Annotated in this window: 20 protein-coding genes and 1 pseudogene; 5 read left to right on the top strand and 16 right to left on the bottom strand. The window is 43.4% G+C overall.

What is annotated here, in order from left to right; all coding sequences use genetic code 11:
• Positions 1–60: 60 nt before the first annotated feature.
• Positions 61–270: pseudogene (locus tag GKS34_RS23735) on the bottom strand (tyrosinase family protein); the annotation flags it as partial.
• A gap of 413 nt (positions 271–683) precedes the next feature.
• On the opposite strand from GKS34_RS23735, the gene GKS34_RS08690 reads away from it, so the two are divergent.
• Positions 684–1,790, top strand: coding sequence for a hypothetical protein (locus GKS34_RS08690; RefSeq protein ID WP_163384414.1), 1,107 nt, complete (start codon positions 684–686; stop codon positions 1,788–1,790).
• A gap of 68 nt (positions 1,791–1,858) precedes the next feature.
• Positions 1,859–2,800: an SGNH/GDSL hydrolase family protein gene (locus tag GKS34_RS08685; protein WP_163384413.1), complete on the top strand. Its 942-nt coding sequence runs from the start codon at positions 1,859–1,861 to the stop codon at positions 2,798–2,800.
• On the opposite strand, the gene selD is transcribed toward GKS34_RS08685, so the two are convergent.
• From selD to GKS34_RS08625, 12 genes are all read right to left on the bottom strand, one after another.
• Complete coding sequence (gene selD / locus GKS34_RS08680) at positions 2,793–3,833, bottom strand: selenide, water dikinase SelD (protein ID WP_163384412.1); 1,041 nt, start codon at positions 3,831–3,833, stop codon at positions 2,793–2,795. The two genes, GKS34_RS08685 and selD, sit on opposite strands and share 8 nt — an antisense overlap.
• 4 nt (positions 3,834–3,837) lie before the next feature.
• Positions 3,838–4,851 carry a tRNA 2-selenouridine(34) synthase MnmH gene (mnmH, locus tag GKS34_RS08675; protein WP_163384411.1) on the bottom strand — a complete coding sequence of 338 codons (1,014 nt, stop codon included), beginning with the start codon at positions 4,849–4,851 and terminating at the stop codon, positions 3,838–3,840.
• Positions 4,852–5,057: 206 nt separating this feature from the next.
• On the bottom strand, positions 5,058–5,930 hold the full coding sequence (atpG, locus tag GKS34_RS08670; protein WP_163384410.1) for an ATP synthase F1 subunit gamma: 873 nt from the start codon (positions 5,928–5,930) through the stop codon (positions 5,058–5,060).
• Positions 5,931–5,968: 38 nt separating this feature from the next.
• Complete coding sequence (atpA, locus tag GKS34_RS08665; protein ID WP_163384409.1) at positions 5,969–7,549, bottom strand: F0F1 ATP synthase subunit alpha; 1,581 nt, start codon at positions 7,547–7,549, stop codon at positions 5,969–5,971.
• A gap of 34 nt (positions 7,550–7,583) precedes the next feature.
• A complete protein-coding gene (atpH, locus tag GKS34_RS08660; protein ID WP_163384408.1) occupies positions 7,584–8,144 on the bottom strand; it encodes an ATP synthase F1 subunit delta in 561 nt (186 codons plus the stop codon).
• A 10-nt stretch (positions 8,145–8,154) separates the two neighbouring features.
• Positions 8,155–8,649 carry a F0F1 ATP synthase subunit B gene (gene atpF / locus GKS34_RS08655; RefSeq protein ID WP_163384407.1) on the bottom strand — a complete coding sequence of 165 codons (495 nt, stop codon included), beginning with the start codon at positions 8,647–8,649 and terminating at the stop codon, positions 8,155–8,157.
• An 82-nt stretch (positions 8,650–8,731) separates the two neighbouring features.
• Positions 8,732–8,989 carry an ATP synthase F0 subunit C gene (gene atpE, locus GKS34_RS08650; protein ID WP_010854327.1) on the bottom strand — a complete coding sequence of 86 codons (258 nt, stop codon included), beginning with the start codon at positions 8,987–8,989 and terminating at the stop codon, positions 8,732–8,734.
• A gap of 42 nt (positions 8,990–9,031) precedes the next feature.
• Entirely contained in the window at positions 9,032–10,054 is a 1,023-nt protein-coding gene (gene atpB / locus GKS34_RS08645; RefSeq protein ID WP_163384406.1) for a F0F1 ATP synthase subunit A, read from the bottom strand.
• Positions 10,055–10,072: 18 nt separating this feature from the next.
• The gene (locus GKS34_RS08640) at positions 10,073–10,462 is read right to left on the bottom strand and encodes a hypothetical protein (RefSeq protein WP_163384405.1); all 390 of its coding nucleotides are present in this window, start codon (positions 10,460–10,462) and stop codon (positions 10,073–10,075) included.
• 33 nt (positions 10,463–10,495) lie between these two features.
• A complete protein-coding gene (locus GKS34_RS08635) occupies positions 10,496–10,729 on the bottom strand; it encodes an AtpZ/AtpI family protein (protein WP_163384404.1) in 234 nt (77 codons plus the stop codon).
• On the bottom strand, positions 10,695–11,114 hold the full coding sequence (locus GKS34_RS08630) for a bactofilin family protein (protein WP_163384403.1): 420 nt from the start codon (positions 11,112–11,114) through the stop codon (positions 10,695–10,697). Before GKS34_RS08630 ends, GKS34_RS08635 begins: the two co-directional genes overlap by 35 nt.
• A 2-nt stretch (positions 11,115–11,116) precedes the next feature.
• Complete coding sequence (locus GKS34_RS08625; protein WP_163384402.1) at positions 11,117–11,992, bottom strand: M23 family metallopeptidase; 876 nt, start codon at positions 11,990–11,992, stop codon at positions 11,117–11,119.
• A 110-nt stretch (positions 11,993–12,102) separates the two neighbouring features.
• Between GKS34_RS08625 and porW the strand changes: the two genes are divergently transcribed.
• Genes porW through uvrC form a run of 3 tightly spaced genes read left to right on the top strand, consistent with a single transcriptional unit; the run spans position 12,103 to position 18,924 of the window.
• A complete protein-coding gene (gene porW, locus GKS34_RS08620; protein ID WP_240459243.1) occupies positions 12,103–14,757 on the top strand; it encodes a type IX secretion system periplasmic lipoprotein PorW/SprE in 2,655 nt (884 codons plus the stop codon).
• A gap of 8 nt (positions 14,758–14,765) precedes the next feature.
• Positions 14,766–17,078, top strand: coding sequence for a penicillin-binding protein 1A (locus GKS34_RS08615; RefSeq protein WP_205602041.1), 2,313 nt, complete (start codon positions 14,766–14,768; stop codon positions 17,076–17,078).
• Between the two features lie 52 nt (positions 17,079–17,130).
• A complete protein-coding gene (gene uvrC / locus GKS34_RS08610) occupies positions 17,131–18,924 on the top strand; it encodes an excinuclease ABC subunit UvrC (protein ID WP_163384576.1) in 1,794 nt (597 codons plus the stop codon).
• A 53-nt stretch (positions 18,925–18,977) separates the two neighbouring features.
• Here uvrC and porN read toward each other — a convergent pair whose 3' ends face one another.
• From porN to porL, 3 genes are read right to left on the bottom strand one after another with little or no spacing between them, the layout of a single operon-like run.
• On the bottom strand, positions 18,978–19,802 hold the full coding sequence (porN, locus tag GKS34_RS08605) for a type IX secretion system ring subunit PorN/GldN (RefSeq protein WP_163384400.1): 825 nt from the start codon (positions 19,800–19,802) through the stop codon (positions 18,978–18,980).
• A 43-nt stretch (positions 19,803–19,845) separates the two neighbouring features.
• Entirely contained in the window at positions 19,846–21,447 is a 1,602-nt protein-coding gene (porM, locus tag GKS34_RS08600; protein ID WP_163384399.1) for a type IX secretion system motor protein PorM/GldM, read from the bottom strand.
• Between the two features lie 54 nt (positions 21,448–21,501).
• Positions 21,502–22,305, bottom strand: coding sequence for a type IX secretion system motor protein PorL/GldL (porL, locus tag GKS34_RS08595; RefSeq protein ID WP_163384398.1), 804 nt, complete (start codon positions 22,303–22,305; stop codon positions 21,502–21,504).
• Positions 22,306–22,327: the final 22 nt, after the last annotated feature.

Here is a 22,327-nt window from a genome sequence, read left to right as displayed (position 1 = left end):
CCCCTTTGGATTGGAATAATTAGGAGAATCTCCATTGATGTTGTCGGAAATGGATTTTGGAAAAACAAACGAAGGAAGAGGATTGTCAATTTCTTCTCCGTCTGGTTCAAATTTTTCAACTGTGAGTGCCCAGGGAATCCCATTTTCGATGGAATTTTCGCTGGTTTCATCCCAATAGGGGAGCATTCCTTCTGCGCATCCAGGCACCTGTTGCAGGGCCTCTTCCAATTTAATCAAATACGCCCTGTGCCAGGTGGGAAACAACACGTTGCCATGGGTGCAATAGCCTCCTCAATAGGAATTATTACCCCAGCCGGCACCCCTGAATGGTTCTCCGTGAAACCCTCCTAATATAAAAAAGGAATTGGGATCATCGGATGGCAGGAATTTAATACCCTTCCATGCCCCATGAGCATTTCTAAAGGAGCTTTGTTACCCTGTTCGTATTTATCTTGCAATTCTGTAGGGGAGGGCCAATTTTTAAGTCCGAATTCATAGGGATAAAACTTTGAGTGATAATTTTAATTAATATAAATTTTTTATTCTTCTATTAAAAGAACCAATGGAACTATCTACCTAAAATTAGCACTTATACCACTTTTAATTCTTTATCGAACGAATGCAAAGCCTGTTTTGGTCAATGAAACCCAGACCTTATCTTTGGTGTTCAATCAGCAGCAGTTATGAACCAAAAGCAAAAAGACAGGAAAGATTCCCTGCTTGCAGCCATTGACCGCTGTGAAAATCCATACATCCTGGCCCAGGTTGAGGCCCTTTTAAAACGGGACGCCTTCCTGCAACCAATCGGAGAATTAGCTAGAAACTACCCGATACTTCTTCACATCCATTCTACCAGGGACCTGTCGGTAAGGACCAACCTAACCAGTAAAAGCCAATCCAGACTGGTCCATTACCAGGAACTAACGGCAGCACCCTTGTTTTTTACCAGCCTGCTGATGCTGCTGATTACTGCAGCCATCCTAAATAATTTTTCCATAGGAGAAGAAGGTATTCTGTTGAACTCCTTCTTAAGCAAATTGGCCATTGCCTATTCCTTCGGATGGATACTGTATTTGGTTGACTTTATGATAGTCATCTTTATCTCCATCCAATCAGATAATAAAATCTCGCTAAGTGCTTTCATCCCCAAGGTTTTGAGCCTGGTATTCCCACCCTTAGGATTGGGATTGCGACATTTGGAAGAACCGCAAAAAACATGGTTGCCATTTTATCATTGGTCTCTTTGCAACGAGGGGCTTTTGAACCGACTGAAACAGCAATTCTCCATTCCCATGATCATTATTGCCCTATTGATTCTTCCCGTAGTGATTATCGAATGGCAATTCTACGAAGAAGTAGAGGCATTTTTGAATACTGACCTTTCCTTTGTTTTGGATATGGTCCAGGGATTTATCTGGCTTGCATTTGCGTTGGAGTTTATTTTACTCATTTCCATCACCCCGGATAAACTAACCTATGTCAGAAAGAATTGGATCGACCTGCTAATTATTCTTTTGCCATTTATCTCCTTTGTCCGGACCTTACGAATTTTCAAAGTTGCCCGACTTACTCATTTGGTTAGGGGATACAAACTACGGGCATTGCTGATGAAAGCCCGGCAAGGATTTGTTTTTGCCAGCTTTTTTTACCGTTTGTTGGCCATAAAACCCGGATTTCAGGTAAAGAAGCTGAAGAAAAAACTGGATCAAAATCAGTCGGAACGGGAAATCATCGAGGAGGATCTGGCCAAATTTGCCACCTGGATTCAACAAAAAAACCGCAATCTTTGATTTCCTCCTTAAAATCCGCTGCATTTTGGATATATTCAGGCTTTCTATCATCCAAAAAACACACGTCCATGATTGCCAGAGCCATTGTATGTTTTGCCTGTTATTTCCTGACGTTTCCACTTCCTGCTCAGAGCAGCTATTCCATTCCCAACGATTCTAAAAAAATTCTTTTTCTGGGAAATAGCATCAGCTATGCCGGTCATTACCTGACCTATGTAGAAACCTATTTGAGACTAATGCACCCGGAAAGAAACTGGGAATTCATCAACCTGGGCTTACCCAGTGAGACGGTGTCCGGTTTATCAGAGGAAGGCCATGCATCAGGGAGGTTTCCCAGACCTGATTTACATGAAAGATTGGATCGCGTTTTGAAAGCCGTTGAGCCAGATTTTATTTTTTCCTGCTACGGAATGAACGACGGCATTTACCTGCCCTTTGACGAATCAAGATTTAGCGCTTACAAGAAGGGGCAGGGAAAACTTCAACAGAAGGCCGATGCCCTGGGAATCCCCCTCGTCCACCTGACGCCACCTGTCTATGATCGAGCTCAGGATCCTGCCTATGCTGCTGTACTTAGTGTGTACGCCTCCTGGATGGTCAGCCAGCGGTATACCCAAGACTGGAAGGTAATTGACTTGTACTGGCCCATGCGGAAATTTCTGGAGGATAGAAGAGAATCAAACCCAGCATTTGCACTGACGACGGACGGAATTCACCCTGGCGAGCAGGGGCACTGGCTCATGGCAAGGAGTTTACTCAAAGGAATCGGGGAGTCCCAACATCTGGAAGCGGATCTTCATAAAGAGGTGTTTGACAGCATTCCGCTTGGTGCGGAATTACTGCCACTGGTACGCGAAAAGCAGGAGTTGACCCGGGATGCCTGGCTGACCTTCACTGGCCACGAACGACCAGGTTTAAGAGAGGGGTTACCCATGGACCAGGCCCTTTCCAAAAAGGATGAACTGATGCAAGCCATATCCACCCTTCTTTCAACCGGAAAGATCAGATAATTTCAATTAAAAAGTCAGATTTAAGGATGATCTCCCCAAAAGACTGCAGTTCCATTCCTTCCTTTATCATTTTTTCTTCAAAGTCTTTCTGATGGTCCCTGGCCACAGCCATCAGTAAGCCTCCGCTAGTCTGTGGGTCCGCTAAAATCAATTTATGTTCGGGGTGCTTGACCCTGATGCCCTCTCCGTAGCTTTCCCAATTTCGGTGGGTACCCCCCGGGATACAGTCAAGGGTAATGTAGTTGTCTACGAAGTCAAAACAAGGAATCTGCTCCCCTACCAGCCTGGCTGAAACACCGGAGCCGCTACACATTTCACTTAGGTGACCACCCAATCCAAAACCGGTTACATCCGTCATGGCATGTACTTCAGGCCAGGAAGCAACTCTTGCACCGATGGTGTTGAGTGTTAGCATGGATTTTTTGGCTAAAATCAGGTCTTCGTTATTTGCCAATCCTTTCTTTTCGGCAGTAGTAACCATACCCACTCCTAGAGGTTTGGTCAAATAAAGCCGATCCCCCACTTTAGCCCCGTTGTTCCTTTTTACCTGATGGGTAGCCATTTTGCCTGTCACCGCCAGACCAAAAATAGGTTCCGGTGCATCAATGCTGTGTCCTCCCGCCAAAGGAATGCCGGCGGAATGGCAAACTGATCTGCCGCCCTCTAGCACCTTGCTGGCCACAGAGGCTGGTAGCTTGGCTATGGGCCATCCCAATATAGCTATGGCCATGAGCGGCTCTGCGCCCATGGCGTAGATATCGCTAAGGGCATTGGTGGCTGCTATCGCTCCAAAATCAAAGGGATCATCCACGATAGGCATAAAAAAATCGGTTGTACTGACTATGGCTGTTTTCCCATCCAGATCAAAAACCGCTGCATCATCACTTTCTTCATTGCCTACCAAAAGGTTGGGAAAAGCCATTCCAGAAGGACTTTCCTGATGTAGGATTTGCGCTAAAACGGAGGGAGAAATTTTACAACCACATCCTGCCCCATGGCTGTATTGCGTTAATTTTATGGATTCCAATTTCATGTTTTTACTTGCGGTAGTTAATTAATTTTCCTGCTGTTTCTTCCATATTCTCTACGTTCAGGTGAAAGGGTCCCAATACCAAATCTTGCTTTTTCTGAATTCCCTTGCTATAAGCTCGATCGTAGTAATTTAATATTATTTCAACTGCCTCAGCCAGCTTATCATTATGCACACATTCGATAGCTTGGTTTGCGAGGTTCTTTCCTAGCTTTTTAGCAATGCCCTGAACCGCTTGGACCAATTTGTCTTTCGGAATTTGCCCGTACTCGCTGAGTAAAACATCTATACGTTTTTCCCTTGAAAGGAGCACAAGGTAGTGAGGCGATAGCTGCATGTTACGATACAGTCCCTCCACCAAATGTACTTTTCCAATAGAAAAAGATTCATCTTCCAACCAAACCGGTCGATCGGGATCTAGAGAAAAAAAGTCTGCAAACAAATCGTTTTGAAACTGCTCTGTAGAAGGTTGCCCGGTGCTTACCTGGTTGCCGAAACTGGACCCTGGGTGATTGGCAAGGGCTTCCAAATCCACCACCTGCTCATCCATTTCTCGGAGCTTTTTCAGCAAGACTGTTTTCATGGAGCCGGTGCTGCCTGTAATTACCCGTAATTGAGGTGGATTCTTAAAAAATTCCAACAAAGCGTTTCGATAGGCTTTGTAACCACCCTTCATAATCCATACATCAAAGCCGTACAGCTCTAAGAGCCAGGCCATGCTTTGCGATCGCATCCCCCCTCTCCAGCAATGAACCAGTACATTTTGGGATCGGAGAGACTCCACCTTTTCAATAAAACCAAGCATTTTTGGTCCGGTAATTCGTAATCCTGCTTTGATAGCCTCTTTTTTCCCTTGTTGCTTGTAAAGCGTGCCGATTATTTTTCGTTCCGAGTTTTCGAACAAAGGTAAATTTACCGCACCCGGAATATGACCGGAAGCAAATTCGGCCGGTGAGCGGGTATCCACCACAGGAAATTCCCGTGAACGCTTTAAAAATTCGTCTGCTTCTATTTCTTTCATGGGTTTCAAACAACCTGGCATACCGGCACTCCGATGGAAACCGGTGAAAACCAGGCATCTTGCTGTTTCCATCGTCCTTCAGCGCAATATCAAAGCATATTCAATATAGGCATAATCCTACGGAACTTCGACGAGAAGCCTATTTCTAATCCAAAAAAAAACCGATTGAGCAGCTCAATCGGTTTTTCTATTGGAATTTTGTCTGATCAATTTCCTTCCAGCGCATTGGCTCCTGCCACAATTTCTAGAATTTCGTTGGTAATGGCTGCCTGACGTGTACGGTTATAAACCAACTTCAAATCCTTAAGCAATTCAGCCGCATTATCCGTAGCCTTACTCATGGCGGTCATCCTTGCACCGTGTTCAGAGGCGTTACTATCTAAAATCGCTTTGTAAAATTGAATTTTCAATGAATTGGGCACCAGTTCCTCGATGATATACTCCCTTGATGGTTCTACAATGTATTCCTGGCTGGTTTTGGTATCGCCCTCTTCTTGTTCAATTTTACTGATGGGCAGAAATTGCTCTTTTACAACAGCCTGGGTGGCTACGTTTTTGAATTCATTGTAGACCAGAATTACCTTATCAAACTGTCCTGAAACGAAGGAATCCATTACAAATTCAGCTGCCTCTCTTACAGGTTCAAACGAAACGTCTTCAAACAACTTAGCATAATCTGAATTTATAGGAAAAGATTTTTTCTTGAAGAAATCCAACGCCTTTTTCCCTACAGGCATCACGGTAATTTGTTTGTCGGAATGTTCCTCGGTAAGGGACATGGACGCTTTTAAAACATTGGAATTAAAAGCTCCACATAACCCTTTATCAGAGGTGATGGAAACAAGGAGAAGCTTGGAAACAGGACGTTCTTCCGCATAAACGATATCCGTGCCCCCTTCGGTGCCGGAGGTAATATTATTTAAAATGGAAGTCAATTTTTGGGAATAAGGCCTCATTTGGACGATTTTGTCCTGAGCCCTTCTCAACTTGGCAGCCGCTACCATTTTCATGGCCTTGGTGATTTGCTGAGTTGAACTTACCGAATTGATTCTCTCCTTTACTTCTTTTAGATTGGCCATAACCGTTTATATCCCTCTTTCTTTCAGAATTCCTAAAATTATTTGGCAGCGTATTTTGGCGCAATTTCATCAACTGCCTTTTTCAGGAGCGTACTCATGGTATCCATGTCCGCCTTGTTGATGGCTGTAAGTACCTCGGGGTATTGTGCCTTAATAACATTATAGAAATCCTTTTCAAACGCTTTTACACTTTCCACCGGTATTTTGTCCAGTAAGCCCTTGGTAGAGGCAAAAATGATGGCTACCTGAAATTCTACCTTTACGGGCGAATATTGCCCCTGTTTCAAAATTTCCTGATTCCTTCTTCCGCGCTCGATGGTTCTTTTCGTGGTGGGGTCAAGGTCGGATCCAAACTTAGAAAATGCCTCCAACTCCCGGAATTGCGCCTGATCAAGCTTTAGCGTTCCCGCTACCTTTTTCATGGCTTTGATTTGGGCGTTTCCTCCTACCCGAGATACCGAAATACCTACGTTAATAGCCGGACGAATACCAGAGTTAAAAAGGTTGGTCTCCAGAAATATCTGCCCATCGGTAATGGAAATCACGTTGGTAGGAATGTACGCCGAAACGTCCCCTGCCTGGGTTTCAATAATAGGTAGGGCCGTTAAGGATCCGCCACCCTTCACAAGAGGCACCAGAGAAGGCGGTAAATCATTCATTTGACTGGCAATTTTATCCGACGCATTGATTTTCGCTGCTCTTTCCAATAATCTGGAATGCAGGTAAAAAACGTCACCGGGATAAGCTTCCCTTCCCGGAGGTCTTCTTAGCAACAGGGATACCTCACGGTATGCCACCGCTTGTTTCGAAAGGTCATCATATACTACCAGTGCCGGTCTACCTGTATCTCTGAAAAACTCCCCTATGGCAGCACCAGTGAAGGGTGCGAAGAATTGCATGGGAGCAGGATCGGCAGCTGAAGCACTCACAACTACTGTGTAGGGCAAGGCTCCTCCTTTTTCAAGTGAGGCAACCACATTAGCTACGGTAGAAGCTTTCTGGCCGATCGCTACGTAAATACAGAAAACGGGCTCTCCTTTTTCGTAAAATTCCTTTTGATTCAAAATGGTATCGATGGCTACAGCGGTCTTACCCGTTTGCCGGTCACCAATGATCAATTCCCGTTGGCCTCTTCCGATGGGAATCATGGCATCAATGGATTTAATCCCTGTTTGAAGCGGCTCGTTTACAGGCTGACGATAGATTACACCGGGGGCTTTTCGCTCCAGCGGCATTTCGTACAGCTCCCCTTCCAGCGGGCCCTTTCCGTCAATTGGCGTTCCCAAAGTGTCTACCACCCTGCCCAACATGCCTTCTCCTACCTTGATAGAAGCAATTCTTTTCGTTCTTTTAACGGTGTCACCTTCACGGACCGACTTGGCATCGCCAAAAAGCACGGCTCCGACATTGTCTTCTTCAAGGTTAAGCACCATGGCCTTCAAACCATTCTCAAATTCGATCAGTTCCCCTGCTTGGGCTTTGGAAAGTCCGTAAATTCGGGCTACTCCGTCACCAACTTGGAGAACGGTCCCAACTTCTTCCAATTCCGCTTGGGTTCTGGCACCAGAAAGCTGTTCTTTCAAAATTGCCGAAACTTCATCAGGTCTTACATCTGCCATTATTGTATAGGATTAGTATTGATTACTGCTAATATTAATATTTCTTCTCGTAAAGGTTTTGGGTAAAACCTAATCGTAGTTGTTGCAACTTGCTTTTTATGGATTCGTCCAGTTGCCGGTCTTCAATTTTCAATATAAAGCCTCCGATTACATTAGGGTTGATTTTCTCGATCAACTCCACTTTATCCTTTCCGGAAACTTCTTTGACGATATCTTTGAAGGAATTCCTTAATGCCTCATCCAGTTGAATGGTGGCTACTACTTCCGCACTTTGGATACCCATGTGCTCGTTATACAACCGGTGAAATCCCTGTGCCATATCTGGAAGCAAGCTTTCTCTTCCTTTTTTACTCACCAATTCAAAGAATTTCATTGAAAGCGGGCTGACGGTCTTACCGAAAAGAGCACGAATCAAAATCAGTTTTTGATCGGAAGTAATAACCGGGCTTTTGATGGCATCTATAAAGTCAGGGCTTTGCCCGGCCATACTGAGAACACCATTCATATCCTGGTGCACTTTTTCCAATATGTCATTCTCCACTGCCAGTTCCAACAATGATTTTGCGTATCGTGAAGCTACTCTGTATGCTGACATTCCGGGGAGATTAATTTAATTTAATATCTTTAACGAACTCTTCTACCAACTTCTTCTGAGCAGGCTCACTGGAAAGGTTTTTCCTCATAAGTTTTTCTGCTATAAGCAGAGACATCTCGGCAACTTGAATTTTTACGTCCATCAATGCGGCCTGTTTTTCTGTTTCAATAACAGCCTTGGCCTCTTCAATCATTTTCGCTCCTGCACTGGCCGCTTCTCCTTTCGCTTCTTCCATTAACTTTGCAGCGTATTCGTTGGCAGACTTCAGGATTTCATCCCGTTCGACCCGCGCCTCTTGGAGTAACTTTTCATTTTCGGCTACCAGGTTTGCCATTTCCATTTTAGCCTTTTCCGCTTCATTAAGGGAGGCCTCAATCGCCCCATCCCGCTCTTCCAATGCAGCAAGTATGGGTTTCCAGGCAAACTTTGCCAGTAGGAAAAACAAGATGGCAAAACCTATAGTTTGCCAGATAATCAAACCTAAATCGGGGCTAATCAGATCCATGGTGTCTATTCGTTAAGCTTGTAATTGGATTTGTTCAATTTTAAAATACGGAACCGGCCTAACGCCGGTCCCAATACTTTTTTTAGAAAGTTAAGTTGCCATTAAGTGCAATCAGCAGACAAACTACTACTGCAAACAAGGAAACCACTTCAATAAGAGCAGCAATGATCAACATCGCAGTCTGGATTTTTCCAGCAGCCTCAGGCTGTCGTGCAATGCCTTCCATGGCTTGCCCGCCGATTCTACCAATACCCAGACCTGCGCCTATCGCTACAATTCCGGCACCGATACCCGCACCCATAAGCGCAAACCCGGCAGTCAATAATAAAGAAGTCAACATACTCGTTTTTTATTTAATTAAATTGAACAAAGAAATTTCGAATTAATGATCATGCCCATGTTCCGCCACCGCTCCGCCAATATACATGGCAGAAAACAAGGTGAAAACATAAGCCTGAATGGTAGCTACCAATAACTCTATGAGATTGATAAACACCACCATCAAGGTAGAGGCCACTCCAACTGCATAGGATTCAAATACAAAGATCAAACCTATAAAGCTTAGGATAACGATGTGTCCCGCCGTAATCGCTACAAATAGCCTGACCGTTAGGGCAAAAGGCTTGGTAAACAAGCCGATAATCTCCACCGGCACAATAATAAGCAACAGGGGAAGTGGCACACCCGGAGTGGCAACTACATGCTTCCAATACTCCCTGTTTCCATTGAAGTTAGTGACAAAGAAAGTGATCATTGCCAGTGTTACGGTGACAGCAATATTACCAGTAAGATTAGCCGCGCCGGGCAAAAGGCCCAAAAGATTTCCTATCCAGATAAAAAAGAATAGGGACAGTAAATAAGGAGTGAATTTTTTGTATTTGGGTCCGATATTGGGAAGGGCAATCTCATCCCTGACAAATACCACAATGGGTTCCACAAAAGAAGCAATTCCCTTCGGGGCCCTGTTCGGGTGTTTTTTGTAATGACTGGAAGCTCCAAGCATCAGGTAAAGCGTCACCCCTATCACCAAAAACAGCATGGCCACATTTTTTGTGATGCTCACATCAATGAAACTCCTGCTTTCATCTACTGCCTGCAGCTTGTCATTTTCATCAATGTAATACCCTTCATGTTCGACACCAAAATGATGCGTTTCCGAATCCACAAAAGAGGAGGAAGAGAAAAACTCAAACCCCCTATCTCCGGAATAGACAATGACCGGAAGCGGCAGGGTAATGTGTGTATGACCAAGGGTGGCAAAGTGCCATTCATGAGAGTCCTTGATATGGTGCATGATGAAACTTGTTTTGTCTTCATCTTCACCGGAAGCTGCTATGGAAGCAGCAGAAAATGCCAGTAAAACTACTGACAATAAGAAACTTAACCTGATAAATTTGCGGAACATCAAAATATTTTTTATCCCCTATTTCGAATGAAGGCGCAAATTAGTTATTAAGCTGTACATATCAAACAATAAGTACAACAAATAAATGATAAAGAAATCTACTACAAACCAAAGTAAATTTTCATCACCTGCCCATAAAATAATAAAAACAAAGCCAATACTAAAAAGTAATCGGAGCACCGTGATCCCCAAAATCACAGATACCGAATTGAATGTTTCCAGTTTCATAAGTTTGGTTGCCAACACACCAGTACTTCCGGTAAGGATGGCAAAAAAGAGCACCATGCTCCAGAAATGCCTGTGGAACCAGGGGCCTGGAAATAAGGCCTGTCCCACCGCAGCAATCAGGGCCAAAAGCAGGGTGAAAACAATGATTTTTACCAATCCTTTTATCTGTAGGGAATTCACGGAGCGCAAAGGGGAGTTTTAATTTGAAAGGCGTTATCGATTTTCATCGGATTTAAGCGATTTAAAAAGTTGATAAAAGGCGATGGCAAGTGAAAGAAAACACCCTAGCAGTAGGTACAAAGGAAATGTCATTCCGCTTTTCAAATGGAGTTTGTAACCCAGCCAGGTCCCAAGAGCAATAATGGCTCCCATCTGAAAAGCTAGTCCAAAATATTTAACGTAAGCCGGAGTCTCAGTTTGAGGATGCTTGTTTTTTGGGGTTGACATGATCCCTGTCCACTTTTAACTGATGGTTTGTTCCCATATTGCATTTCCCGTTAAACTCCGCACCGTTTTCGATAATGAGTTTTTTGGTGTAAATATCTCCTATAATCAGCGCGGTTTTCTTAAGAAACAGGGATTCTTCACATTGGATGTCACCATTGACCTGGCCTGAAATTTCCACTTCAGCGGCTTTTACATCACCATTCACTTTTGCCGATTCACCGATAATGATTTTCTGCTGCGAATCCAGCGATCCTTCTACAGTACCTTCTACCCGGATATTTCCCTGAGAGCCAATATTGCCAACGATTACCGTTCCCATTGCTACCAAATTGCTGGAAGTAACCAGTTCATTGGTATTTCTTTTATCATCCGTATTTTTTGCCATAATTAATCAAATGTTATGAATTCCCGGGGATCTAGCGGATTTCCTCTGTACCACAGTTCCAGGTGCAAATGCTGGCCTGTGGTTTGTTCACCTGTATTGCCGATGATGGATACAATCTCACCTCCACGTACAGGATCACCAACAGCTTTCAATATTACAGAATTATGTTTGTAAATCGAAATCAATTCATTCGAATGCTGTATTCCTACTACATAACCGGTATCCAGAGTCCAACTTGCAAAAATCACCGTTCCATCGGCTATTGCTTTTACCGGCTCATTTTCCCCGGCTACCACATCTATTCCAAAATGACTCCCAGAAGGTGAGAAACTACTGGTAACCACCCCTTTCACCGGAGGGAAAAAATAATTGTCTGTAAAGGTCCCACTGCTCAAATTGCCAAAACCACCTTCTTCCAGAGGAAGGGATTCAAATTCGCTGATAATTTGCCGGGTAGCATCGCTACTCTTATAGAGGTCAATTTCAGATCTGTCTACTTGTTGTTCTCCCTGATTTTCTGCTGGTTCGGTTGGTTCCTCCTCGGCATCTGTTTCCCCGGAAAGGACCATTTGAATGTTTCGAACATACTGATCCTTGGCTTCGACCTCAAGTATCAGGGAATCTACCGTCTCTGATAAGGAATGTATCCGAACCATATTTTCGGTTTCAACATACAAGGGATCAAACCATCGGGCCAGTAATGTTTTAGACAAAAATAGGGAAAGGACAAAACAAGTCAGAAACACCAATGCAAACAATAATCCGACCCGTATCTTCGTAATATTAAAGGAAGTGATGACCGAAAAGTCTTCCTCTTTTCTGATAACAATCAGAAACTTGGTTTCAATCCAGTCATTAATTTTCTGTTTTACGCTCAATGGGCTTATTATTTAAAGATTTATCTTTTACAAAAATAGAATTTAATTCCTTTCGTTTAAATTTTTATTGCAAAAGAACTAATTTGTACCCTATTTCAAATTCATACACCTTGCACAAAACAATCCTTTTTCTGCAACCTTATATTATCCTGCTAGTCTTGCTGGCAGGGATAATTTCCTGCTCATCCCAAAAGGATACCTTTACCAATCGCCTATATCATAATACAACGGCTAGATTTAATGCCTATTATTATGCCAAAGAAAAAATTAAGGAACTGGAAACGGAAATTGAAAAGGAGTATCAGGAAGATTTTTCTCAGGTACTGCCCGTATTTTATCCCATTGACAGTAGCACCATAGAAGCGAATGAAACCCTGCTGGAGGAAGCCAGGGAAATGGCCTCCAAAGCGGTGGACTGGCATAAAATCAGCAAGTGGGTGGACCCCGCTTACCTGTTGATCGGAAGAGTGGATTATTATAAAGGCAAATTCGACGAATCCCAGAACACCTTTAAATATTTAAATGTAAACAGTACTCAGGATCAGGTCCGCCACGAAGCGTTGATTCGGCTATTGAAATCCTTTATTGACCTACGCCAGTTTGAGGATGCCAATTTTGTGGTGGATTACCTTTCAAAAGAACCGGCTATTAGCAAGGAAAATAAAAAGCTGCTCTACAAAACACTAGCCTACTACTATGAAACTCGGGGAGAAACGGATATGATTGTGCCTTCCCTATTCAAGGCCTTGGAATTTACCGATGACAAGGCGGAAATTTCCCGAATCAATTTCATATTGGGTCAGATGTATCAAATTGCAGGCTTGGATGCTTTTGCTTACGAATATTACCAAAAATCCTTATCTGGCAGCCCCAATTACGAACGCACTTTTTTCGCCCAACTGTTTTCCCAGCAAGTAGCTGAACTGGAGAAAAGCAAGGATCTGAAAAGGGTGAGAGACTACTACGACGCGCTTTATTCTGACAATAAGAACATTGATTTTCGGGATGTTATCCTTTTTGAAAAAGGTCGTTTTGAAAAAAAACAAGGAAATCTGGACGAGGCCATTCGCCTGTACTCACTAGCTGTAAAAGAACCTGGGGAGAATGAGCGGCAGAAGGGCTATATTTACCAGGAATTATCCGAGGTATTTCTCCATGAAAAGGAAGATTTTCTCAAAACCAAATATTACCTGGACAGTGCTTTGTCTAAATTTAAGGATTCTGACAGAAACTATGCTACCCTGGCATCCAGAAAAGTAATTTTTGATCAGTTTGCAGAAAATTACGAGATTTTGACCCGAAATGACAGCCTGATAGGGCTTAGCCGCCTGAGTCCCGAGGAACAGGAAACGTACGTTGATACGTATTTGGCGAGGGAAGAAAAACGATTAATTCAGGAAGCGGAGTTGGCAAGTCAAAAGAAAAACACAGGGATTTTTGACAACTTACTGGCATTTGGAGGAAGTGGCGGCAGTAGTGGATCCACTTTTTACTGGGACAATCCGGTGGCAATTCAGCGGGGTTCGCTGGAGTTCAACAAAGTATGGGGCAACCGCTCACTCACGGATAATTGGAGAAGTAGCAATCGCAGCTTTCAGGATATTTCAATTGAAGGAAATCAGCCGTTGTCATCCGAGATTGAGGAAGACGGAATCGAAGAAGATTCGCCGGAAACTGCGCTTGCCACGCAGCTTCCAGACAAAAGCAGTTTGTTGAGTCAAATACCCAATGAGCCAGAAAGACGTCAACTGATGCTGGAAGAGATGGAAAATGCCTATTTTAATCTGGGCAAACTCCTTTATTTCGATCTAGCAGAGCCTCAGAAAGCCATTGCCAATCTGGAAATGTTAATTGAAAAGTTTCCGGAAACTCCAAAAAAACCCGAGGCTTATTATACCTTATTTCTGGCACTCAGAGATGTAGACGGTGATGCAGAAAAATATGCTCAGCTGCTTAATACTGAATTTCCTGATTCCCAGTTTACCAAATCGGTCAATAATCCAGATCAGGTATCGGGTTCTCAGGCGAATTTTGAATCCGGGCAAAATTACAAAGAAGCTTATGGGCTTTACAGGGAACAAGAATATGCTTCGGCACGTAGTATCATAAGGGAAACTCTCAACAGCTACCCCCTTACCAAAAATACGGACCGGTTATTGCTGCTGGATATTTTGATAACCGGGAAACTGGAATCGGTAGAACGGTACAAGGAACGGCTCCAAAGCTTTCTGCAAAATGCTGAAGACGAGCCCTTGCGGGACTTTGCAGAAAAGTTACTTAAGGCAGTCAGTGAAGGAGAGGAAGATGTTTCAGCCAGTGAGGTGGAAGAATTGCCGGGAGAAGATACCGCTCCTCCAGATCAGGATCTGGACCAACTTACGCCCAAGGCAAAGGAGTCCCCCTACAAAGAAAATGCCTCTCAAACCCATATTTTTATCTTACCCATGGATGAGGGTATGGCTGAAGGTTCGGGTGATCTGACAGCAGCATTGGAGAGTTTTCACGCTGCAAATTTCTCGAATGAGCGATTGAGAACAGGGACAATTGCCATCACCAGAGAAACGAAGATCCTGATTATAAGTCCTTTTCCAAATGCGGAAAAATCCATGAATTACCGGGAAACGTTTTTAAGCAGTTTTAACAGCGATTCATTACCGGAGGAGCAAAAAAATAGTAGTTTTGTTATTTCAATAGAAAACTTCCAGCAACTCAACAAACGAAAGGATCTGGAAGAGTACAGGTCCTTCTATGAGCAAGCTTATTAATAAACAGTATGAGTAATAGTAAAAAAAGTACTTCTAAGCCTTTGTATAAAAAAATCATTCGATACATGTGGCTTGTTTTTGTTTTGGGATTGGTTGGAATCGTCCTGTTCATAGCTGCTGTAAATGCGAACTTCCTGGGGTTGTTTGGAGACATGCCAGATTTTGAATCGCTTGAAAACCCAGATAGTGAATTAGCCTCAGAATTGTACTCAGCAGACGGTATTTTGCTTGGAAAATATTTCAGGGAAAACAGGACTCCTGTCACCTACAATGAACTTGCTCCCAACCTTATCAATGCACTGATTGCTACGGAAGATGTTCGCTTTGAGGACCACTCTGGAATCGACCCCAGGGGCCTGTCCAGGGTATTGGTCAAAACGCTACTCCTTGGCCAAAGAGGCGCAGGAGGAGGAAGTACCTTGAGTCAACAAACAGCAAAAAACCTATTCAAGACGCGAACTAAAGCCTCGCAAGGCTTTCTGAGCAATATACCTGTCCTAAGGATGGTTATCATTAAAACCAAAGAATGGCTCGTGGCTGCTAAACTTGAAAGGGCCTATACTAAAGAGGAATTGCTAACCATGTACCTCAACACCTCCGACTTTGGAAGCAACGCATTTGGAATCAAAACCGCTGCCAGCACCTTCTTCAACAAGGAGCCCAGAGACTTGAGCATCCAGGAATCGGCAACCCTGGTGGGACTTTTTAAAGCCCCCTCCTACTACAGCCCGGTATATAATCCTGAAAACTCCCTCCGAAGAAGAAACACGGTGTTGTCTCAGATGAATAAGTATGAGTTCATTACCCAATCTCAATACGATAGCATTTCTGATATGCCCATTGAATTGGAATACAATGTGGCAGGCCATAATGAAGGCCTGGCGACTTACTTCAGAGAGGTGGTCAAAGCGGATTTGATTCAATGGACGAATGAAAACCTCAAACCTGATGGCAGCAATTACGATTTATTTGGTGATGGCCTACGGATTTATACCACCATCGATAGCCGACTTCAAAAGTATGCAGAAGAAGCGGTGGCAGAACACATGCCTGAACTACAAGAAAAATTCGAAGAGGAGATGGGAGATCGGGTTCCGTGGATAGATAGCAATAACAGACCCATTCCGGACTTTCTGGAAAATGCCGTAAAAAGGACACAGGCATATCGGAATCTGCGGTCCCAGTATGGGGATAACACTGATAGCATCGAATACAAGCTAAATGAAAAGAAAAAGATGACGGTTTTTTCCTACGAAAAAGGAGAAATAGATACCCTCATGAGTACCATGGATTCCCTGAGGTACTACAAAAAATTCCTTCAAACAGGTTTTGTTTCCATGGATCCGCATAGTGGGCACATTAAGGCTTGGGTAGGTGGTGTTAATCACAAATACTTTAAATACGATCACGTAAAGCAGGGTAAAAGACAGCCAGGCTCCACGTTTAAGCCTTTTGTATATGCTGCGGCGATTGAAAATGGCTACGGCCCCTGCTATACGGTAATTGATCAGCCCGTGGAAATCAACCAGCCCGATCAACCCACCTGGAAGCCCAGCAATGCGAATGGAGAATTCACTTTCGAACGCATGACCATTCGGGAGGCCATGTCCCGGTCTGTCAATTCCATTACTGCCTATATGATGAAAAAGCTAAGCCCAAGTGTAGTGGTTGAAACCGCCCATAGGATAGGTATCACGAGCGAATTGGAAGCGGTCCCTGCCCTGGCATTGGGAACCGTGGATGTTTCCATCATGGAAATGGTCGGTGCCTTCAGCACCTTTGTTAATAAAGGAGAGCACATCACACCTATTTACATCGACCGGATTGAAGACAAATTTGGCAACGTGTTGCACCAATTTGTTCCAAGAAAAAGACCGGCCATGAGTGAAGAACATGCCTATATAATGGTATACATGCTTCGCGGAGGAACAGAGGAAGAAGGAGGTACCAGTCAGGGACTACCAAGAAATCTCAGAGACGAAGGAAATGAAATTGGGGGTAAAACCGGAACTACTCAGAATGCCTCTGACGGTTGGTATATGGGCATAACCAAAGATCTGGTCAGCGGTGTATGGGTAGGAGGAGATGACCGTGCCATCCATTTCAGAAGTTGGCTCAACGGGCAGGGTTCCAGAACCGCGCGACCCATTTGGTCAAAATTCATGACCAAAGTGTACGAAGATCCCAATTTGGACATTACCAAGGGACCTTTTCCTAAACCAGAACGCCCATTAAGCGTAGAGATTGATTGTTCCATGTATGACTTGAATCAGGACGATTACCAGGAATTTGACTATGATGCTACCAGTACGGATTTCTGATCCGATAAGTGTGCATTGATTTCAAAAACGTAATGATTTTGTCTTTATGGACATGCATTCTCCATCTTACCTTCCAACGGAACATTATCAGCTTCCCGATCTCCCCGGGGTCTACCGATACTACAACAAAGAGGGCGTTCTTATCTACGTAGGTAAAGCCAAAAGCCTGAAAAAAAGGGTAGGAAGTTATTTTAGCAAAAGCACAGGTCTCAACCAAAAGACCCGTAGAATGGTGAGGGAAATCCAAACCATCGAAATTACCATTGTGAATTCGGAATTTGATGCCCTGCTGCTGGAAAATAACTTAATTAAAAAATCGCAGCCCAGGTACAATGTGTTGTTAAAAGACGACAAAACCTATCCCTACCTGCTGCTAACCAATGAATCATTTCCGAGAATCTACCCCACCCGAAGGGTAATCCCCTCTAAAGGGACCTACTATGGCCCATTTGCCAGTGTTAAGGCAATGAATAATGTAGTAGACCTTATTCTTTCCCTATTTACCATCAGGACGTGTAAACTAGACCTGGCACCTGAAAAAATAGCCGCTTCTAAGTACAAGGTTTGTCTGGAGTACCATCTGGGAAACTGCAAAGGACCTTGTGAAGGACTGCAGGATGAAAAAAACTACCTGGCAGATATCGAACAGGCGAGAAATATTCTAAAGGGAAACCTGGGGATTGCCAAAAGCTTTTTTAAGGAAAGTATGCAGGAAGCAGCGGCAGCGTTGGATTATGAAACTGCACAGCGCTTTAAAGAGAAACTGGATCTCCTTGAAAAATACCAGGCCAAATCATTGGTAATTAACCCTAACGCCGAGAGTCTGGATGTATTTGCAATTGTCAGTGAAGAAAAATTTGCCTTTGTTAACTACCTGCGGATAAAAAATGGTGCCATCACCCTTAGCAAAACGGTAGAACTTAAAAAGAAACTGGACGAAACCGACCAGGAGCTGCTCCTGACCGCTATTGTACGGCTTCGGGACCAGTTTCAAAGTGACGCCAGGGAAGTTTTGGTAAACGTGGAATTTGAGGATTTTCCGGAAGGCTTACACCTTACCCTGCCTAAGATTGGCGACAAGCGAAAACTGATCGAACTAAGTTTAAAAAATGCCTTGTACTACAAAAAGGAAAAGGCCCTATTGGCAGGGGAAACCAAAGACAAAAAAAACAGGGTGCTTTTGCAACTTCAGCAAGACCTATCCTTAAGCGAATTACCCAAGCATATTGAGTGCTTTGACAATTCCAACATTCAGGGAAGTAACCCAGTGGCAAGTATGGTCTGCTTTAAGGAGGGGAAACCAGCCAAGAAGGAATACCGGCATTACCACATTAAAACCGTAACGGGTCCCAATGATTTTGCCAGTATGGAGGAGGTCGTTTACAGAAGATACAAAAGGATGACGCAGGAAAAAATTCCCTTGCCCAATTTGGTCGTAATTGATGGAGGAAAGGGGCAGTTGTCTTCGGCGGTAGCGGCACTTAAAAGCCTCAACCTATATGGAAAAATACCTATCATCGGCATCGCCAAACGTTTGGAGGAAATCTATTTTCCAGGAGATAACTATCCCATTTATATCGATAAAAAATCTGAATCTTTGCGACTGATCCAACGGATTAGGGATGAGGCGCACCGATTTGCGATTACCTTTCACCGTAATTTGAGAAGTAAGGGCGCGCTCAATTCACAATTAACAGGCATCGAGGGTATCGGAGAAAATACGGCACAAAAACTTTTGAGGCATTTTAAATCCTTCAAAAACATTCAAAATGCCAGTTTGGAACAACTCACCGTCGTTGCCGGTAAGGATAAAGCCGAAAAAATCCATTCAGCCATCCATCCATAAAAAAAGCGACCTCTTTAGAAAGTCGCTTTTTTTATGGATGGAAAGCCTTTCGCTTACCATTCCCACAAATTATTTTCCCATTCCAACAGGTCGTACTCAAATTCAAGTGAGTTTAAAAAAGCCTGCAGTTCAACATTTGGATTTTCAGGATCAATCATATCTACAATTAACGCATTATCCGGGTTAGTGTATTTCCTTACCACAGATCGAAACAACCGTAGATCAAAAGCCTGACTGTAGGGCAAGTGCTTGGAGGTATTTTGAAAATTCAACCAGCGACCTTTTTCCACATCATCAAAATAGTTATAGAAATCCTTGTATCGGATAAAAGCAATGGACTTCTGCCCGGCACCAGAGTTAGTTTCTGATGGCATGACTAGCTCCAGGTATTTTACATCAAACTTTACTTCGGAACGGTGCTTGTCAAAAACAAAATCCTCTCTGAAATCCAGGTAATAAACGTCTTTCACAAAAACACTATCCCCATTTTCGGCCGTCAGAAAATTGGTCTGAAAATCAGAAATGGAGAGCGGTTGGGTAAATTCTTCATCTGCAAAAATTTCAAAGGCATTCTCATTCACAATGGCATTGTAGATATTCATCATGATGCCATCCGATTTGAGACCTCCAGTTCCGTATAGCGGAAGGTTGAATTTCTCCCTCAAATCGATTCTGCGCCACACGCCCACCTGATACATTTTGTCCGCCTCTCTTATAGGAAGTACGGAATACGTAGTATCTATTTCAAACTCGGTATCCCCCAAGTCCATATTCGGATTTTGAGTGTTGGTATTTTGCGAAAAAGCGGGCAGGGCCAACAAATTCAGCGCCAGGAACAACAGCCAAAAATTTGCGAATGGTTTATTAGATGCAATCATGTTTTCTCTCATTTAATTCTAAAACGCTCCAACCGATGATTTATTACCTGATGGAGATTTGTGAAATTTCATTTACAGGGCTTTTGATTTTGTTTCCCATGAAATTGGTCCGGGTAACCTCTCTGGCTATAATAATCAACCGGTCACCACTCTGTGCTTGGGCAAGTAGGTTTCTCACAGCAACATTCCGGCCAGTAATGTTTACACTTTCCCGGGGAACGTCATTTCTGACCAATCTAACTTCACCCGCAGTTACTTCAAAATTGGCATCATTCGGCATGGTTCTTCCAAATGTCGGCTCCGGTACAGCCCTGATTTGGAGATTTGTTAGTGCATTGGCAGCGTAAGGATTTTGCTCATTTACCTGTGTATCGCCAACATAAGGCTGAATGGAAGGAGCTGGAACCGGCTTGATATCATATTCAACGGTTCCGATTCTATTTCCCCCGCTGGAAACGGTAATGTTTACACTACCAGATGCTCCAGGTATAACGGTAACATCTGAGGGTCTGGCTCCCTTTATAGCCCGACCACCTGTAACAGAAAATTCAGGCGCATATGAATTACCCAAGGCGGGTACTTCGATCACCAAATCATTGGCGCATTCTGCGTATAATTGGTTTACTACCTCCGAGCTAACTTTAATCACAGGCTCGGCTACAAAATACTCGTAATTAATCGTGAAAACACTATCCTGACCTCCAATAGGCACGATGATTTCACCTGTTAGCGTTCTGGGAGCGAGACCACGATCATCGTAATTAGAAGCCGGGGCTACCGGAAATTGAATCTTACCAAAACCCGCTTCTACAGGTATCTCCCTACCGTCTGCAGTCATTTTTAACTCGGTTGAGGAAGAGGAAGAAGCAAGAAACATTTCTGCCTCAAAGGTAGTCCCAGCCGCTACCACATTAGAGTTAGCCGCTACTTGAGCCTTTAATTTATCTGCTTCGAAAATAAAAGATCCGAGGGAGTTGGTAATCGCAGTCAACGCTTCACTTTCGATGTTCAACACCTCATTCTGATGCTGACTGATAATGGCCAACACCGCTCCTATCGGAGATTTTACATAATTAAGGTTGACATAATCTTTGTAGTTGACATCCACATCATTCTTAAACAGGTCGATTTCACTGGCATCCTTGGCAATTTTCTCAAAGGAGCTGGAGATCTCTAACTCACCCAGGATTTGGTTGAGCTCTTCCGGAAATGCGTTCAGTCTTTCCTGCATTTCATACCCGAGCCGATTATTGTTGAATAGGTTCCCTGGTATATCCGTGTTTTTAAGTGCCGAGGTTTTAAAATTTCCCTCATCATTAATTGCATTCGATTGCTCTATAAGCAAATTTTTAGCATCTTCCAGGTAATTGTATAGATCCGAGCTTTTTTCCCTGATTTCCCTGGCGGCTTCCACTTTGGGGATGTCCACTGGGTTATTTCCCTGTTGTTCTACTGTAGATGAAATAATATTTACAGAGAATTGGTTTTTCTGAATATAATTCGTTGAGGTACGCTCTAAACCATCATTTATCAGAATAAACTTCTGAAGGATTTGGTTACTCACCTGTAGTGCCAATAGAGCAGTGAGAACCAGGTACATCATACCGATCATCTTCTGCCTTGGTGTTTCTTTACCACCCGCCATAAGCTATTTTATGTTTTCTGAGATTAAAATAAATAAGAACTGCAATCAACGAAACTACCCTTTCATAGCTGAAAGCATGCCACCGTACACCTTGTTCAGGGAATTGACATTTTGGTTAAGTTTCGCCAGTTCGGTTTTAAAAGTTTCTGTTTCTTTTCCAGCTTCAGCGATGCCTTCCATAGCTGCTGTAACGTTGGAATAAAATTTACTAATGGTTTTTGCATGCATGTTGGAATCTTTCAATTCCTCTTCGTACACGTTATTTAACGCTGAAAGACTTCTTGTTACATTTACAACCTGGTCCCGGTACGCTTTTGCATCCTCAGAAGCGGAAGACATTTCAGCCAGGGCAGAAGCTGTTTTGCTGTAAGAATCGTTGATGTCCACCAGAGATTTGGAAGCTTTCTTCACATTTTCAGCGTATTCCTGAGTGGCAACGGTAGCATCTGAAAGCGTGCCTAATTTCTCGGTTGTGCTGGCCAGGTTTTGCATGCCTTTGCCTAAACTTTCGAGAAGTTCAGGACCAATTTTGGCCTTTTCAAGCAACTCATCCATTTTTTGAGAGGTTTGATCAGAGCTAGACCTAGTGGCCCTTGCTGGAGATTTCCCACCGTCTTTACCGGCAAGTTCCGGATAAACCTTGGACCAATCCACTTCCTCGCTTTTTGGCTCAAATGCAGATAAAAAGAAAATCAATGCTTCCGTAGTCAGACCTACGCCGATCATCAGGGATGCAAATGGCCAATCCAAAATCTTAAACATGGCTCCAAGAATTACTACTGCAGCTCCAATTCCATAAATTTTAGGCATGATTGAGCCATAAAACTTATAAGCAAAGGTGTTATTTTCTGTTGACATAATTTTAAAAAAACTTTAAGTA

Source organism: Cyclobacterium jeungdonense (assembly GCF_010994275.1).
GTDB lineage: Bacteria > Bacteroidota > Bacteroidia > Cytophagales > Cyclobacteriaceae > Cyclobacterium > Cyclobacterium jeungdonense.
The sequence above is the reverse complement of the archived record's forward strand: the minus strand, read 5'-3'. Positions and strand labels throughout refer to the sequence as shown.